This is a genomic window from Myroides sp. 1354 (assembly GCF_030324495.1).
GTDB lineage: Bacteria > Bacteroidota > Bacteroidia > Flavobacteriales > Flavobacteriaceae > Flavobacterium.
The window spans coordinates 540,666-555,265 of the sequence record NZ_JACAGN010000001.1 but is presented as its reverse complement, the minus strand read 5'-3'; the positions used below and the strand labels follow the sequence as shown (position 1 = coordinate 555,265).

Sequence of the window (14,600 nt, the reverse complement as noted above, 5' to 3'; positions counted from 1 at the left end):
TTTTAACAACCTTTTATTATCATGTCACAAAACAATAAAACCTTTGGACAGACGTTAAAATCGTTCAATAAAAATTTCTGGATTGCCAGTTTCATGGAACTCATGGAACGTTGGGCATGGTACGGAATTTACACCCTTTTAGGATTATACTTAGTTGGTTCAACTGACGCGGGAGGTTTGGGTTTTGACCACGTTCAAAAAGGAAGTATCATGGGTGGTGTAGTAGGTATCTTATACTTCTTGCCTTTGTTTTTTGGCGTTATCGCTGACCGTATTGGTTATAAAATCTCCTTGATTATTTCCTTTATCATCATGATTGCCGGTTATTACCTTTTAGGGGAAGTAACTGCATTCTCCAATGTATATGCAGCGTTTTTATTAGTTGCAGTAGGAGCAGCTTTCTTTAAACCCGTAGCATCAGCCATTATTGCAAGTAACACAGATGAATCTACAGGAACTTTGGGTTTTGGTATCTTCTATATGATGGTGAATATCGGAGGTTTTATTGGCCCTGCTATGTCATCGGGATTGCGTACTACCTACGGATGGAACATCATCTTCATTCAAGCAGCTGTCGTAATTGCCATCAACTTAGTTGTTGTGCTATTTTTCTATAAAGAATCAAAAGTAGAAAAACCGAAAGACTCCATTGGAAAAGCTATTAAAGACTCTGTACTAGGCATTTTTGAAGCGTTAAAAGACGTTCGTTTAGGTATTCTTTTAGTGTTAATGATTGGTTTCTGGACCATGTTTAATCAATTGTTCAATACCTTGCCAAACTTTATCGAAGATTGGGTTAACTCTGCTGTATTAAGCGAGTGGATCAATGAAAACGTACCCTTCTTAGGAACGTTACTAACCCAAGATGGTCAAGTAAAACCCGAGTGGTTTACAAACATTGATTCTTTTATGATCATCATCTGCCAGGTAACTATTTCTTATTTCGTAACTAAAATGCGACATATCAATGCCGTGATCAGAGGAGCACTTATCGCAAGTATTGGGGTAGGACTTACTTTTTATACGCATAATCCTTTATTTACGATTTTAGGAACGATGATCTTCTCTATTGGAGAAATGATGTCGAGTCCGACAGTATCTTCTTTTATTTCCTTGATTACTCCGAAAGGAAAAGATGGTCTTTATCAAGGAACCTATTTCTTACCTGTAGCAGCGAGTTACTTTGTTACAGATTATATCTCAGGAAACTTATACCAATCGTGGTCTGATAAACTATCTTTATTAAAAACAGAAATGGCTACACGCAATGTTCCAATGCCTGAAGTAGTTAGTCACGAACAATTCATAGAACAAGGAGCTAAGACCTTAAATATGTCAATTTCCGCTTTTGAAAAGCAATTTAACCTTAAAGCTGAAACGATAGATTGGCCTACGGTAATACAATCTTTTAAAGATTTTGCCGCAACGAAAGCTATTGATATTAGCCAGATTCACTTCCCTTTCTCTAAAAACGAATACTTCACTTTAGCCGAACAAAAGTTAGGTATGTCTCACTGGGAAATGGTAGATATGCTTTGGAATACTTACAATCCAAACAAAATTTGGTACGTTATTGTTGCCATTGGTATTTTCTCTGTGGTAACCTTAATGATTTATGACAGATTGATTATCAAACCGATTGAAAACAAGAAATAATTCTTTGTTTTTATATTAAAATTATTGAGAACGAAAAAAATAACGGTTTAAACTAAATAAAAATAGTTATCTTTCTCAACCAATTTTAAAAACAATACATTATGCAGACAAACTCGAGTTCGCAGCCAAACTTTTTCGACACCAAGGTGCTTGGGCATCCGGCTGGTTTATTTGTGTTATTCTTCACAGAAATGTGGGAGCGATTCTCTTTCTATGGAATGAGAGTTTTATTAATTCAATTCTTAACCATGTCCGTGATTGGAATCAACACCGGTTGGGGTTGGAGCGTAGAGGATGCAGGAGCCTTGTTTGCTACGTATGCGATGCTATTGTATATCACACCAATTTTCGGGGGTATTCTAGCAGACAAATACATTGGATATCGCTGGGCCGTAGTTATAGGTTCATTGATTATGACCTTAGGACACGCCGCTATGGCACTAGAGGGAGAAACTTTCATGTACATTGGATTAGCGTGTTTAGTGATTGGAACTGGATTTTTCAAACCGAATATGACTTCAATTCTATCGGAAATGTACAAGTCCTTTCCAGAGAAAAAAGACGGAGCTTATACGATTTTCTATATGGGAGTAAACGCAGGAGCTTTCTTCGGAATGATGCTTTGCGGTTACCTAGGAGAACGCGTGGGATGGCATTGGGGATTCGGATTAGCGGGAATTTTCATGTTATTGGGAACCCTTCAATTCTGGTTAGCTAAACCAATTTTTGGCGCTATTGGAGATGTACCTTCAAAAGAAGTAAGAAGCGACAAAGAAGAGGTTGTAGATACAACTAATATGACTCCGGAAGAAAGAGATTCCTTAAAGCGAAATCCTTTTACAACCATTGACTATATTTTAATTGCGATTACTACCGTTATTGGATTAATGTACGCCTTTGATGATGTATTCCGCATTGTAGGAGGCATTAACTTATTCCCTAAAACAATTCTCGGTCAAGATGGTTCAACTGTTGGTATTGCTTTCGGTTTAATCGTATTCTTAGCCTTAGTAATTTGGCGTATTGCTCGTTACGCAAAAGTAGTACGTCACCGTATGATTGCCGTAATTATCTTTGCATTCTTTACCATCTTCTTTTGGATGAGTTTTGAGCAAGGAGCAACGTCTTTGGTTATTTTCGCTCGTGATAATACACAACGTGTACTTTCTGGGGATAGCGCTTTATTGTTTAAAATATTCAATACGCTATTGACAATTATTCCTTTGGCTTTAATTTCATGGGTATTGATTATCCTAGCAAAGAGAACGTATAAAAAAGCCTTAATTTCCAATATTATCTTAGGACTTACCTTCTTAGGTGTTTGGGGAGCTGTTGTTTGGATGTTAGATAGAGACTGGTCTTCACATGCGTATCAAGTACACTTCCAAACGGTTGAAACTCCAGTTGTAAACGAAGATGGAACGGCGAAACTAGACGAAAACAAAAACCAAGTCTATCATTATCAGCCTATTTCCATCGCTTTTCAAGCGAAAGACGGAGATAAAATCGTAGAAAAAAACACCATTATTTCCAATAGAGGAGAATATGAAATTGGTTCTACCATTAAGATTTATGAAGAACTAGGTACTTATCATATCTTAACTGAAGAAATAGAAACGAAACTAGTCGCTGAGTATGGAGCAAAAGATAAAACGCCTCATATTGTTCAGGCAGAAATTAAAGAAATTAAAGACAATCAGGTAGAAATTACCGCTTCTTGGTTTTCCATCTTGAACTCCTTCTTCATTATTGCCTTTGCTTCTCTAGTTTCTAAATTATGGGATTCAAAATACAATCCACCCGCTTCAATTAAATACGGATTAGGATTAATCATTATGGCCTTAGGATTTGGTGTATTAGCTTATGGTGCACACGGAATTACGGAAGGCAATAGAGTTTCGATGATGTGGCTTGTTTTTGCCTATTTATTTCATACCTTAGGGGAGTTATTCTCTTCACCGGTGGGACTTTCTTACGTTTCTAAGTTAGTACCTGCGAGAATGATTGCTTTTATGTTTGGTATGTGGTATTTGGCTATTGCTATTGGTAATAATCTAGCTGCTAAATTGGGAGGTCAAATTGAAAATATTACAGAAAAATACTCTTTATCAGGATTTTTCTTAATCTTCACGATTGTTCCGATTGTTGCCGGTATTTTAGTCATTGCACTAAATCCAATGATGAAACGTTTAATGCACGGTGTTAAATAAAAACAAACTTAATTACAGATGAAAAAAATCGCATTCTTATTTGCCTTGATTTTGGTTGGATTAACAACACAAGCACAAGAAATCAAGTGGATGACTTTAAATGACGCTTTAGCGGCACAAAAGAAAGATCCAAAACCTATTTTTATGGATGTCTATACGGATTGGTGTGGACCTTGTAAAATGTTAGATAGTAATACATTTAGTGATGCAAAATTTGCAGAGTATGTAACGAAAAATTATTATGCTGTAAAATTCAATGCGGAAGGAAATGAAACGGTTACTTATAACGGTAAGAAATACAGCAACCCGAACTATGATGCAAATAGAAAAGGAAGAAATGCAACGCATGAATTAACTTTATTCTTACGTGTACCTGGTTACCCAACGATGGTAATCTTGGATAAAAAAGGAAACTTAGATCAATCGATTGTCGGTTATCATACGCCCGTTCAGTTGTTGAGTAAAATATAATCTCATAAAAATTGAGAAGACCAATATCCCTTTTCACGCATATCGTGAAAAGGGATATTTTTTTTAAGGCAACTTTGAATCACTTTTGCTTTATGCCACTGACTCATTGCCTGACCGATAATGACCATTTTCGGCTGATGTAAGGCGAGAACGCGATCCATGTTCACCTGAACATTTTCACTCAAGTAAATCAACTCAAAACGCGTTTGTAGCTCGTAAAAAGGCATTTCTTTCGACAATACCAATAACTTATGCTCAGCATCTACTTGGTAGGCGACTGTTCTAGGTTTATAAATTCCCTGGTGAATAGCATATTTTTTCTTGTATCCTTCTACAATGCTTTTTGTCTGTTCTTCTTGTCCAAAAACAAACAATTGTTGATCCACATACTGCAAAAACAAAGGCAAAGATTTAGGTACAACAGCAATAACAAATTCATCTCGGTTTTGCTTTTGATAAGTCAATTGAAAACAACTTAACGAGGTAATTAACACTAGAACACAGAAATAAGCAATCTGCTTTAACCTTGGTTTAAATAATAACGTTCCCATTCCCAAGCCAACCACGATCATACCCCATAAGGTTTCCTTGCTCGTATACAAGGTCAAAGCGTACAAATTCACCCCATCCAACCCACGAAGAACCACAAAAATACAATGGACCACTCCGTCCAATAGTACCCCTAAAAAAGCGGCCATTGATTCTGCTAGCCAACCGATACACAACAAACAAAATCCAACCAACAACAAAAGGGTAATCAAAGGAATGACAACTAGATTACTCCCGATAAAAGTCCAAGAAAACGAATGAAAATAATACAATTGCAGGGGTAAAACACAGAGTTGGGCAACAAAAGAAACATAGCACAAACTCAAAAAATAGTTAACAATACGCGAGGATGTGTATTTATTTTTGAATAGCGGCATCAACCACACAATACCAAGTACAGCCACGTAACTCAATTGAAAACCCACATCAAAAAGCCAATAAGGCTTAAACAACAAACTCAGAAAAAGAGCCAAACCAATACTCTCCCTTGTCGGTTGTTTACTTCTAACAGATTGAGCAAAGACAACAAGACTAAACAGCAATACAGTTCGAAATACAGAAGGAGAAAATCCAGCCATACAAGCAAAACTCCATAAAAATAAGAGTAGAATAAATGAGCGCTGTCTCCCATTTAAAAAAGACAATACTTTGGATACAAATACAGTAATCAGACCAATATGTAACCCCGAAATAGCCAAGATATGCATCAAGCCCAACCGTTGAAAAGTGGCAGTTGTCTGTTCGTCGAGCTGACTTCGATTCCCCAACAACAAAGCACTTAATAGCGCTTTACTTGAAGGAGACAATTTTTTATTTTTGTGTAGTTGCTCTTGCAATATCCGCCTTACGGACATCAACTCAGTGTATAGACTTTGCTTGGTGCTTACATAAATCGATTGTCTAAGTGTGAGTCTCAAATACACCTGTTTATTTAGCATATACGCCCGATAATCAAACTGTCCAGGATTAACAGCTGTAGAAAAGGGATGAAAAGAGCCAATACCTGTAAACCTATCCCCAATTTGCCCTAAAGAATCAGCAGACAACAACAACGCTTGCCCTTGTGTTTGTCTACCATCTATCCCTTCAATTTCAACAAAATACTGCATCTTCCCTCCTTTGATCATTTGCTCTTGAACAAGGCGGAAATTTACTTGATACGGCTGTTGATAAACAACAGGATGAGTATAGTTAGATTGATTATCTTTCCAATCGACCCAATGAATCGACAAAAATCCCAAGATAAAACACAACAAATAGAAAATGACAGCTGTTACATAAAATACAAGAGGGTGAAACAGCCAATACTTCTTCGTATATGCAGCAAATACAAGTACCCCCAACAGCGCGAGAAAAAGAAACTCCATGGCTATAAGATTACAATAATCTTTAGCCAGAATACCACCAGCTACCGCAGTAGCATAAAACAAAAAAGAGAATTTTAATGGACTCATTACCTGAGTACATCAAAATTCTCTCCACATTTGATTAAATCTTTTGATTTAAATATCTTGCTCAGCTAAAACTCTGTTTATTTGAACAAATCTTCTTTTATAATAATCTTCTTTCGTTGAAGAAACAATAACTCCTTTAGTTGTAGAAGAGTGAATAAACTTAATTTCATCGTCAATCACCTCTGTAATAATTCCCACATGGCTAATTCGACTTCCTCTTCCCGTACGGAAAAAAATCAGGTCGCCTTTCTGAGCTTCATTTTTAGAGACCTTATCTCCTACCTGAGCCATGGCACTTGAATTTCGAGGTAAATTAATAGACGTATCATTAAAGGCATTCATCACTAATCCAGAGCAATCCATCCCACTGCGTGTTGTCCCACCGAAGCGATAGCGAACACCTTCAAAATCAAAAGCGGCACTCAATACAAGATCAGAAACTTCTTCACTCACATTTTTTGTTGTGCTCATTTCTTCCAATAATGCATCTAATTCATTTCGAATCGCATCATCCATTTTTTTGCTTTCCTTTAAAACAAGCGTTTCTTTCTTTTTACCTGGGTTCTCGACTTCTGCATTTGCAGCTTGTGTATGACTTGAGCACAACAGGCTCAAACCGAATAAAATAGTGGAAAGTATTGTTTTATTTTTCATAGCAAAAAAGGGGTTTTTACATGGTCAATCCTAAATTAGAATTTTTAATTATTTCATTCGCAGCTAAATCACTAGCTCCTCGACCGCCTAAATTATGAATTAATTTTTCATAATCCAACAAAATTCTGTCTCTTTTTTCACTTTTCACTATTTTTTCAAATTCTAAAGCGATTCTTTTTGCATTACAATCATGTTGAATCAATTCTACAACGACCTCTTGATCCATGATTAAATTAACGAGAGAAATGTACTTCAATGTAATAATTCGCTTGGCAATTTCATAAGAAATGGTATTGCCTTTATACAAGACCACCTGAGGTACTTTGAACAGAGCTGTTTCTAAAGTAGCTGTTCCGGACGTGACTAAAGCAGCATAAGCGACATCTAATAAAGCATAGGTATCATTGGTAATAAAAGAGATGTTCTGTCCTTTTAAAAATTGCTCGTAGAACGCAGGTTCTTGGCCAGGAGCACCAGCAATAACAAATTGATATTCTGGATGATTCTGTACTACCGAAAGCATTTCACCTAACAGTCGTGTGATTTCTTGTTTTCGACTCCCTGGTAATAACGCAATAATAGGTCGTTCATCCAACTGGTATTTTTGGCGAAAATCTACCTTTTCACGACTGCGAAATGCTTCAATTTCATCAATTAGAGGATGTCCGACAAAAGTAACAGGATAATGATGTTTCTTTTCGTAAAAATCTTTTTCAAAAGGCAAGATCACATACATATAATCTACATCGCGTTTGATTGCTTTGATTCGATTTTCTTTCCACGCCCAAATTTGAGGGGAAATATAATAATGTGTTGGAATTTGATGTTGTTTGGCCCATTGTGCAATACGCATATTAAATCCAGGGTAATCAATGAAGATTAAAACATCAGGCGCAAAAGCGGCAATGTCTTTTTTACAAAAAGAAATATTTTTGAGGATGGTGCGCAAATTCTGTACGACTTCGACAAACCCCATAAATGCTAAATCTTTATAGTGTTTAACGAGAGTCCCTCCTGCTTTTTGCATTAAATCGCCTCCCCAAAAACGCATTTCTGCATGAGGGTCTTTGGCATAAATCGCTTTCATCAGATTAGCGCCGTGTAAATCACCAGACGCTTCTCCTGCAATAATGTAATATTTCATCTACAACAACTGTGTAATTAGCGTAATAATAATCACTGCAAAGATGCAGCCTCTTGCATAATAGTCTTTTCTTCGATTGATAAAAAAGGTAAAAATCCCCAAATTCAACAAACTTCCGATAGCGACAATTCTTCCTAATAGTCCTGCTTTTCGGATTAAATCGAAATTGATGAATAAATCAAAATTTGTAAACAATCTCAAATAAAGTTCAGCTCCTAATACAGTTAAACCCGAACCGATTAAAAAGCCCAGTAGGATATCTTTAATTCTATTTCCCATCTATACTAATTCCCAATTATTAATTCTGTTAATGGCGTGATGTGCAGTTAAATCAAAATGCACTGGAACAATGGAAATAAATCCATTTCTCAAGGCCCATTCATCGGTATCTTCTCCTTTATCTTGGTTGACAAATTCTCCTTTTAACCAGTAGTATTCTTTTCCATTAGGGCTCATTCGCTTATCGAAATCCTCAATCCATACTGCTTTTGCTTGTCTACATACTTTAATTCCCTTGATTTCATCTGTTTGCAATCTTGGGAAGTTAACATTAAGCACCACTTCTTTGGGGATTCCGTTCTCAAGAGCCTGAGTTGTAATTTTTTTCACAAACGTACGTACTTGATCAAAGTCTGCATTCCAGCTAAAGTCCAACAAGGAAAATCCGATAGCGGGGATTCCGCTCATTCCCGCTTCTAAAGCGGCACTCATTGTACCAGAATAGATTACGTTAATAGACGAATTCGATCCGTGATTAATTCCTGAAACACACAAATCGGGTTTGCGATCGAGGATTTGACCTAATGCAATTTTGACACAGTCCACCGGTGTCCCTGAACACGCATATTCCTGCGTTAATTCTGGATCAATTTGAACCTTTTCTAAAGTCAGGGTATTATTTATGGTAACCGCGTGTCCCATTCCAGATTGAGCACTGTCAGGGGCCACCACAACTACTTCTCCTATTTCTTTCATCACCTCAATCAAAGCACGGATTCCTGGCGCCGTGATACCATCGTCATTAGTAACAAGTATTAATGGTTTTTGCATCATCTCAAATTTTTAATTACTTTCGTAAAAGTAACAATTATTATGTAAAACATTCGGTTATTTCAGACTTTATAAACATTAAAACGCGTCCATTTCAAGACGTATGTTGTGATTTAACAAATAATTATCTGCTTACTTAATAATTACTTTGCTTTTTTAACTACTTTAGTTCAAAACTATTTAATGAATACTATTTGGGCATTTATGAAAAGAAATTATAAGGTTATCATTCTTCTACTCGCTGTTTCAGCCGCACTATGGAGTTTTATACCTAAAAAGGAAACTGAGGATCCAGAAAAAGACCAACTTTTATTAGAGTTAGTCACGTATTTAATGGAGCGTACCCATTATGATCCACCCAAGTTAGATGATAAGTTCTCACAGCAAGTGTACACGGAGTACATCAAGGCACTTGACCCGATGAAACGCTACTTCCTTCAATCTGATTTAGATGAATTTAGCAAATATGAGCTTTTAATTGACGATATGATTCAATTAAAAGAACTTTCTTTTTTCGACCTAACCTATGAGCGTATTACCCAGCGAATGAACGAGGCAAAAACTATCTATAGCGATGTTTTAGCGGAACCTTTTGACTATACACAAGAGGAGTCATTTGATGCAGATTACGATAATATTGGGTTTGCTAAAACACCAGAAGAATTAAAAGATCGTTGGAGAAAACAATTGAAGTTAAATGCTTTATCTACCCTAACGGATAACATTAAAATCCAAGAAGGCAAAGATGTAGTGGAAGAAGAAGAGGAAGAAGTAGATGAATATGGCAATACTGTTGAAAAAACAACTCCTGCTAAAAAGAAAAAAGACGACAAACCAAAAGAAATAAAATCGTTTGAACAATTAGAAAAAGAAGCACGTGAGAGCACCAAGAAGTCATTAGACGAATATTTTGACGCTTTGAATGATTTAGAGCGCAAAGATTGGTTCTCTGTTTACTTAAATTCTATTGTAGAGCGCTTTGACCCGCACTCTTTCTATTTTGCACCGGAAAATAAAGAAAAATTTGATGCTAGCATGAGTGGTAGCATTGAAGGGATTGGTGCTGTATTAAGAAAGAAAACAGAAGGTGTTGAGATCAATGAATTAGTTCCAGGAGGCCCTGCTTGGAGAGGAAAAGAAATTGAAGTTGGAGATATCATTCTAAAAGTAGCACAAAGCAAAGACGAAGAACCTATTGATGTTGTAGGTGTTCGCTTAGACAATGTGGTTAAATTAATCAAAGGTAAAAAAGGAACAACTGTATATTTGACGGTTAAGAAAATCGAAGGAACCATCAAAACGATTGCGATTACTCGTGAAGTAATTGAATTTGAAGAGACTTTTGCCAAATCAAGTATTATTGAAGATGGTTCAAATCGCTACGGAATTATCCAATTGCCAAAATTCTATATCAACTTTGAAAATAAAGACAACCGCAATGCATTTACGGATGTTCAAAAAGAAATTATTGAACTGAAAAAGCAAAATGTAGATGGGATTATCATGGACTTGAGAAACAATGGTGGAGGATCCTTGCAAACAGTGGTAGACATGTTGGGATTATTCTCTAAAGAAGGTCCTGTGGTTCAAGTAAAATCATCTAGAGGGAAACAACAAATTTTAGACGATAAAGGAACACCAATTGTTTGGGATGGACCATTAGTTGTGTTAGTCAACAACTTCTCTGCATCAGCTTCTGAGATTTTTGCTGCTGCTATCCAAGATTACAAACGCGGATTAATCATTGGTAGTAAACATACCTATGGAAAAGGAACGGTTCAGAATTTGGTTGACTTAAATGAACTTTTGAAAAAACAACCTTATGGTGACTTAGGTGCTTTAAAAATCACTTTACAGAAGTTCTACCGCATCAATGGAGGATCTACGCAAAGAGAAGGTGTATTAAGTGATATCGTATTACCAGATCGCTATTCATACATCGACATGGGAGAGCGCGATATGGATAATGCTATGCCATGGGATAAAATTGACCGTGCAAACTATACCCCCTATAACAATGACTTTACTTCTGTAATCAACAAAAGTAAATCGAGAATTGCAGGTCATGATCAATTCAGATTAATTGATGAAAACGCACAGTGGATTAACGAGAGAAAAGATGAGAAATCGTTTACTCTTAATCTAAAAAGCTATGAGAAAAAGCAAAAAGAAGTGGATGAAAAAGTAAAAAAATTCAAAGCAATTTCGAAATACAACAACCATTTGAAATTCTCTTCTTTACCAAGTGAAATAGAGCGTGTAAAAACAGATACCCTTTTAGAGCAGAAAAGAGATAGATGGCATGAGTCTTTGGGTAGTGATGTATATGTTGAAGAGGGAGTAAAAATCCTAAAAGACATTCAACAACTAACAAAAGCACCGAGAAATACAAAAACGTTTTCAGATAAAAAACTATAAGCAACTAGTTTAATGGCTAGAAATAAGAATAGTAACACAAGTATTGCGCTCCGAAAATTCAAAAAAGATTTTCGGGGCGTTTTGTGTTTTTGGGTGATCATCTTTTTTGTTTTAGTCAGTGTATTTGCGTATTTCATCATTCCAGATCAATCGCAACATGCCAATGCAGGCGATTTAGCAATTCGATCCAAGCATCCTGGTTTTAGCACAGAGGTCTTGGTTTTTCCAGCAACCTCAACAACGACTTGGTCAGAATATTGGTTTGGACGAAAAAATCCAAAAGAACAGATACCATTGAGTTCGCATCGCATAGAAAACGATACTTTATTCTATACGCCCTATACAGAACTGAGTGACATAGCACAAGAAAAAACACTGGCATTACGCTCTTTTTCAGCAAAGGAAAAGGCGAATTTAATTCAGCACAAAACCTTTTGGCTCGGAACAGACAATCAGGGAAGAGATTATTATAGTCGTTTAGTCTTGGGGTCTCGGGTGTCCCTTGCGATTGGGTTTATTGCCGTATCCATCTCCTTGCTCATCGGCATTAGCTTAGGAGCTTTGGCTGGTTATTATGGCGGTAAAATCGATGCCTTCATCTTGTGGGTCATCAATATCTTTTGGTCTATCCCGACCTTGTTGTTGGTTATTGCGATTACATTAGCTTTGGGCAAGGGATTTTGGCAGGTATTTATCGCTGTTGGACTGACTATGTGGGTAGAAGTTGCCCGTGTGGTAAGAGGACAAGTAATCAGCGTGAAGCAACAACAGTATATCACTGCGGCTCGTGCCTTGGGTTATTCCGATTACAGCATCATCGTCCGACACATTTTACCTAATTGTATGGCACCTGTGATTGTAATTTCTGCGGCAAACTTCGCATCGGCTATTTTAGTAGAAAGCGGATTGAGCTTCTTGGGTATAGGAACACAAGTACCTACACCGAGTTGGGGGGCCATGATTAAGGAAAACTACAACTATATTTTAGTAGGCAAAGCTTATCTAGCGCTATTGCCAGGTTTGGCGATGTTTGTTATCGTGATGTGTTTTACACAACTCGGAAATGCGATTCGCGATGCATTTGACGTAAGAAAATAAACTTATTTCACGAGAATACTTCGGATATCCGATTTATTGCCGTTGTAGATATTTAAATCTACTTTACCATCAATTCCTCTCACTATCCCCTTTTCCGTAAATTGCCAAAAATGCCATTCTGGCTTTATTTCTTCGACAAAGAAATTGTAATTGGCAATCCATACGATGTGATCAGGAAACCATTTCTTCAAGTGATTCGTGTAGTAGTGTTCTCCTGAGTATAAGATGGGCTGTACGCCATAATGTTGTTCAACCATTTCCATCCATCGCTTTAAACCCAAGACAAGGTTGTCCATGGATTGTTTTTTTGGAAGATCTTCAATATCTAATACTGGTGGAAAATCGCCTTCAGACAACTTTACTGTTGCGATAAAATTTTCGGCTTGTTTGATGGAGTTTTCATCCGGTCTATAGTAGTGGTAAGCCCCGCGTATAAAGTGATTTGCTCGAGCGCCTTTCCAATTGAGATCAAAAGCCTTATCCTTTCCGTCATCCCCCATCGTTGCACGGACAAACACAAATTCCAAGGGTGCACGTTGAGCGACAGAATCTACAGCTTCCCAATCAATAACTCCTTGATAATGGGAAACATCAAACCCAATCATAAGATCTTGATGACGTTGTAAAACTTCTACAGTTCGGAAATCAAAAAAAGATTTCTCATCCGCTTCTTTGCGCTGTGCACTAAAAAAGTATTTGATTCCCTCTTGGAAAGTTATGCCAAACCAAACTCCGGCTCCCAATAATACCACCACAATACACACCCATTTAATACGCGTAAAAGTAGTATCGCTTTTCTTCTTTTTTGGTCGTCGAGGTGATGGCTTTCTTCTAGCGGGTTGTTTTTGATTCACAACTGCTATGGGTGAGTTTTTTCCAGTTCCGTATTTTGTAGAAGCCATAATGATAATAAAAAAACAAAAGTACGTATTTTCCCTGATTGTCCTTCAGTAGAATTAAGCGATAGGGGTTTGATCCACTTTCAATACAGGCACTGGAAGTGAAATATTGTTCAACTTGAATTTCTTATCTATTTCAAAGCGAATATCACTTGAAATACGATCATTATCGAAAGCGTTATCAATAAAATAATAGAGGATAAATCGAATAGATGAATCACCAAATTGATCAATAAACACAATTGGTTTTGGATTTTTCAAAACATCGGGATTATCTTCCACGGCGGATAGCAATACTGCTTTTACAAGTTCCACATCCGTTCCAATATACACCCCAATATCAATTCGCGCGCGAATCACAGGATCTTCATGGGTCCAGTTATACACAATATCATCAATGAGTTTGCGATTGGGAATCACAATATCCCTTAGATTTCGCGTTTCTACGATGGTACATCTCAAGTGAATGGCCTTTACACGCGCCACTTGTCCGTTCACTTCAATCACATCCCCCATATTTAATGTCTTATCAAAGAGGATGTAAATTCCAGCGATGATATCGCGAAAGATATCTTGAAGTGCAAAACCCAATCCGACAAATAAAGCTGCTGAAGTAGTCAAAAACATACTAATGTTCAATCCAATTACATTTAAAATGAAGAAGAACATGATGACATAGATAAAGTAATTGACGAAGTTAAATACACTTCTCAATCGCAAAGCCACATCAGGAGGTGAACTTTTAATAACCGCCTTGCGCAAAAAGGTCAAACCGTATTTCGTAATCAACAAAGTGAAAACAATAAAGAGAATTGTCCCTATTGTAATACTCAGTGATTTACTCGTATAAAGTTCATATTCTAAAAACTTGGAAAGTAGTAATTTTAAATTCAAAATAAGGATCTGATTAAGTTTTATCTATACTATTTGGACTCACAATCATTGAAAAGTCACTTCTTTTGATCCGTCCGATGGATAAATTTAACGCTTTATCAGA

Annotated in this window: 12 protein-coding genes; 5 read left to right on the top strand and 7 right to left on the bottom strand. The window is 36.8% G+C overall.

Features of this window, described 5'->3' with window-relative positions; all coding sequences use genetic code 11:
- The first annotated feature begins 21 nt into the window (after positions 1-21).
- The 3 genes from HX004_RS02475 (at position 22) to HX004_RS02465 (ending at position 4,337) form a co-directional block, all read left to right on the top strand.
- Positions 22-1,656 carry an MFS transporter gene (locus HX004_RS02475; RefSeq protein ID WP_286440738.1) on the top strand — a complete coding sequence of 545 codons (1,635 nt, stop codon included), beginning with the start codon at positions 22-24 and terminating at the stop codon, positions 1,654-1,656.
- 101 nt (positions 1,657-1,757) lie between these two features.
- Complete coding sequence (locus tag HX004_RS02470; RefSeq protein WP_286440737.1) at positions 1,758-3,866, top strand: peptide MFS transporter; 2,109 nt, start codon at positions 1,758-1,760, stop codon at positions 3,864-3,866.
- Positions 3,867-3,884: 18 nt separating this feature from the next.
- Positions 3,885-4,337 carry a thioredoxin family protein gene (locus HX004_RS02465; protein ID WP_286440736.1) on the top strand — a complete coding sequence of 151 codons (453 nt, stop codon included), beginning with the start codon at positions 3,885-3,887 and terminating at the stop codon, positions 4,335-4,337.
- A gap of 2 nt (positions 4,338-4,339) precedes the next feature.
- On the opposite strand, the gene HX004_RS02460 is transcribed toward HX004_RS02465, so the two are convergent.
- From HX004_RS02460 to surE, 5 genes are read right to left on the bottom strand one after another with little or no spacing between them, the layout of a single operon-like run.
- Complete coding sequence (locus HX004_RS02460) at positions 4,340-6,340, bottom strand: ComEC/Rec2 family competence protein (RefSeq protein WP_286440735.1); 2,001 nt, start codon at positions 6,338-6,340, stop codon at positions 4,340-4,342.
- 48 nt (positions 6,341-6,388) lie between these two features.
- Positions 6,389-6,994, bottom strand: a complete 606-nt coding sequence (locus HX004_RS02455; protein WP_286440734.1) for a C40 family peptidase — start codon at positions 6,992-6,994, stop codon at positions 6,389-6,391.
- A 16-nt stretch (positions 6,995-7,010) separates the two neighbouring features.
- The gene (lpxB, locus tag HX004_RS02450; protein ID WP_286440733.1) at positions 7,011-8,138 is read right to left on the bottom strand and encodes a lipid-A-disaccharide synthase; all 1,128 of its coding nucleotides are present in this window, start codon (positions 8,136-8,138) and stop codon (positions 7,011-7,013) included.
- On the bottom strand, positions 8,139-8,417 hold the full coding sequence (locus HX004_RS02445; RefSeq protein WP_060872795.1) for a hypothetical protein: 279 nt from the start codon (positions 8,415-8,417) through the stop codon (positions 8,139-8,141).
- Complete coding sequence (gene surE, locus HX004_RS02440; protein WP_286440732.1) at positions 8,418-9,188, bottom strand: 5'/3'-nucleotidase SurE; 771 nt, start codon at positions 9,186-9,188, stop codon at positions 8,418-8,420.
- A 183-nt stretch (positions 9,189-9,371) separates the two neighbouring features.
- Between surE and HX004_RS02435 the strand changes: the two genes are divergently transcribed.
- Both HX004_RS02435 and HX004_RS02430 read left to right on the top strand, forming a co-directional pair.
- Positions 9,372-11,606 (top strand): carboxy terminal-processing peptidase, encoded by a 2,235-nt coding sequence (locus HX004_RS02435; protein ID WP_353619998.1) that lies wholly within the window; start codon positions 9,372-9,374, stop codon positions 11,604-11,606.
- 12 nt (positions 11,607-11,618) lie between these two features.
- Positions 11,619-12,704, top strand: a complete 1,086-nt coding sequence (locus HX004_RS02430) for an ABC transporter permease (RefSeq protein WP_286440730.1) — start codon at positions 11,619-11,621, stop codon at positions 12,702-12,704.
- A gap of 2 nt (positions 12,705-12,706) precedes the next feature.
- Here the strand turns inward: HX004_RS02430 and HX004_RS02425 are convergent, their stop codons facing one another.
- Both HX004_RS02425 and HX004_RS02420 read right to left on the bottom strand, forming a co-directional pair.
- Positions 12,707-13,606: a glycoside hydrolase family 25 protein gene (locus HX004_RS02425; RefSeq protein ID WP_286440729.1), complete on the bottom strand. Its 900-nt coding sequence runs from the start codon at positions 13,604-13,606 to the stop codon at positions 12,707-12,709.
- Between the two features lie 54 nt (positions 13,607-13,660).
- Complete coding sequence (locus HX004_RS02420) at positions 13,661-14,497, bottom strand: mechanosensitive ion channel family protein (RefSeq protein ID WP_286440728.1); 837 nt, start codon at positions 14,495-14,497, stop codon at positions 13,661-13,663.
- Positions 14,498-14,600: the final 103 nt, after the last annotated feature.

Bases quoted from the DNA above. Each gene is read 5' to 3' on its own strand.
- HX004_RS02435 (WP_353619998.1), top strand. From the start codon at position 9,372: ATGAATACTATTTGGGCATTTATGAAAAGAAATTATAAGGTTATCATT.
- HX004_RS02475 (WP_286440738.1), top strand. From the start codon at position 22: ATGTCACAAAACAATAAAACCTTTGGACAGACGTTAAAATCGTTCAAT.
- HX004_RS02465 (WP_286440736.1), top strand. From the start codon at position 3,885: ATGAAAAAAATCGCATTCTTATTTGCCTTGATTTTGGTTGGATTAACA.
- HX004_RS02445 (WP_060872795.1), bottom strand. From the start codon at position 8,417: ATGGGAAATAGAATTAAAGATATCCTACTGGGCTTTTTAATCGGTTCG.
- lpxB (WP_286440733.1), bottom strand. From the start codon at position 8,138: ATGAAATATTACATTATTGCAGGAGAAGCGTCTGGTGATTTACACGGC.
- HX004_RS02455 (WP_286440734.1), bottom strand. From the start codon at position 6,994: ATGAAAAATAAAACAATACTTTCCACTATTTTATTCGGTTTGAGCCTG.
- surE (WP_286440732.1), bottom strand. From the start codon at position 9,188: ATGCAAAAACCATTAATACTTGTTACTAATGACGATGGTATCACGGCG.
- HX004_RS02425 (WP_286440729.1), bottom strand. From the start codon at position 13,606: ATGGCTTCTACAAAATACGGAACTGGAAAAAACTCACCCATAGCAGTT.
- HX004_RS02460 (WP_286440735.1), bottom strand. From the start codon at position 6,340: ATGAGTCCATTAAAATTCTCTTTTTTGTTTTATGCTACTGCGGTAGCT.
- HX004_RS02470 (WP_286440737.1), top strand. From the start codon at position 1,758: ATGCAGACAAACTCGAGTTCGCAGCCAAACTTTTTCGACACCAAGGTG.
- HX004_RS02430 (WP_286440730.1), top strand. From the start codon at position 11,619: ATGGCTAGAAATAAGAATAGTAACACAAGTATTGCGCTCCGAAAATTC.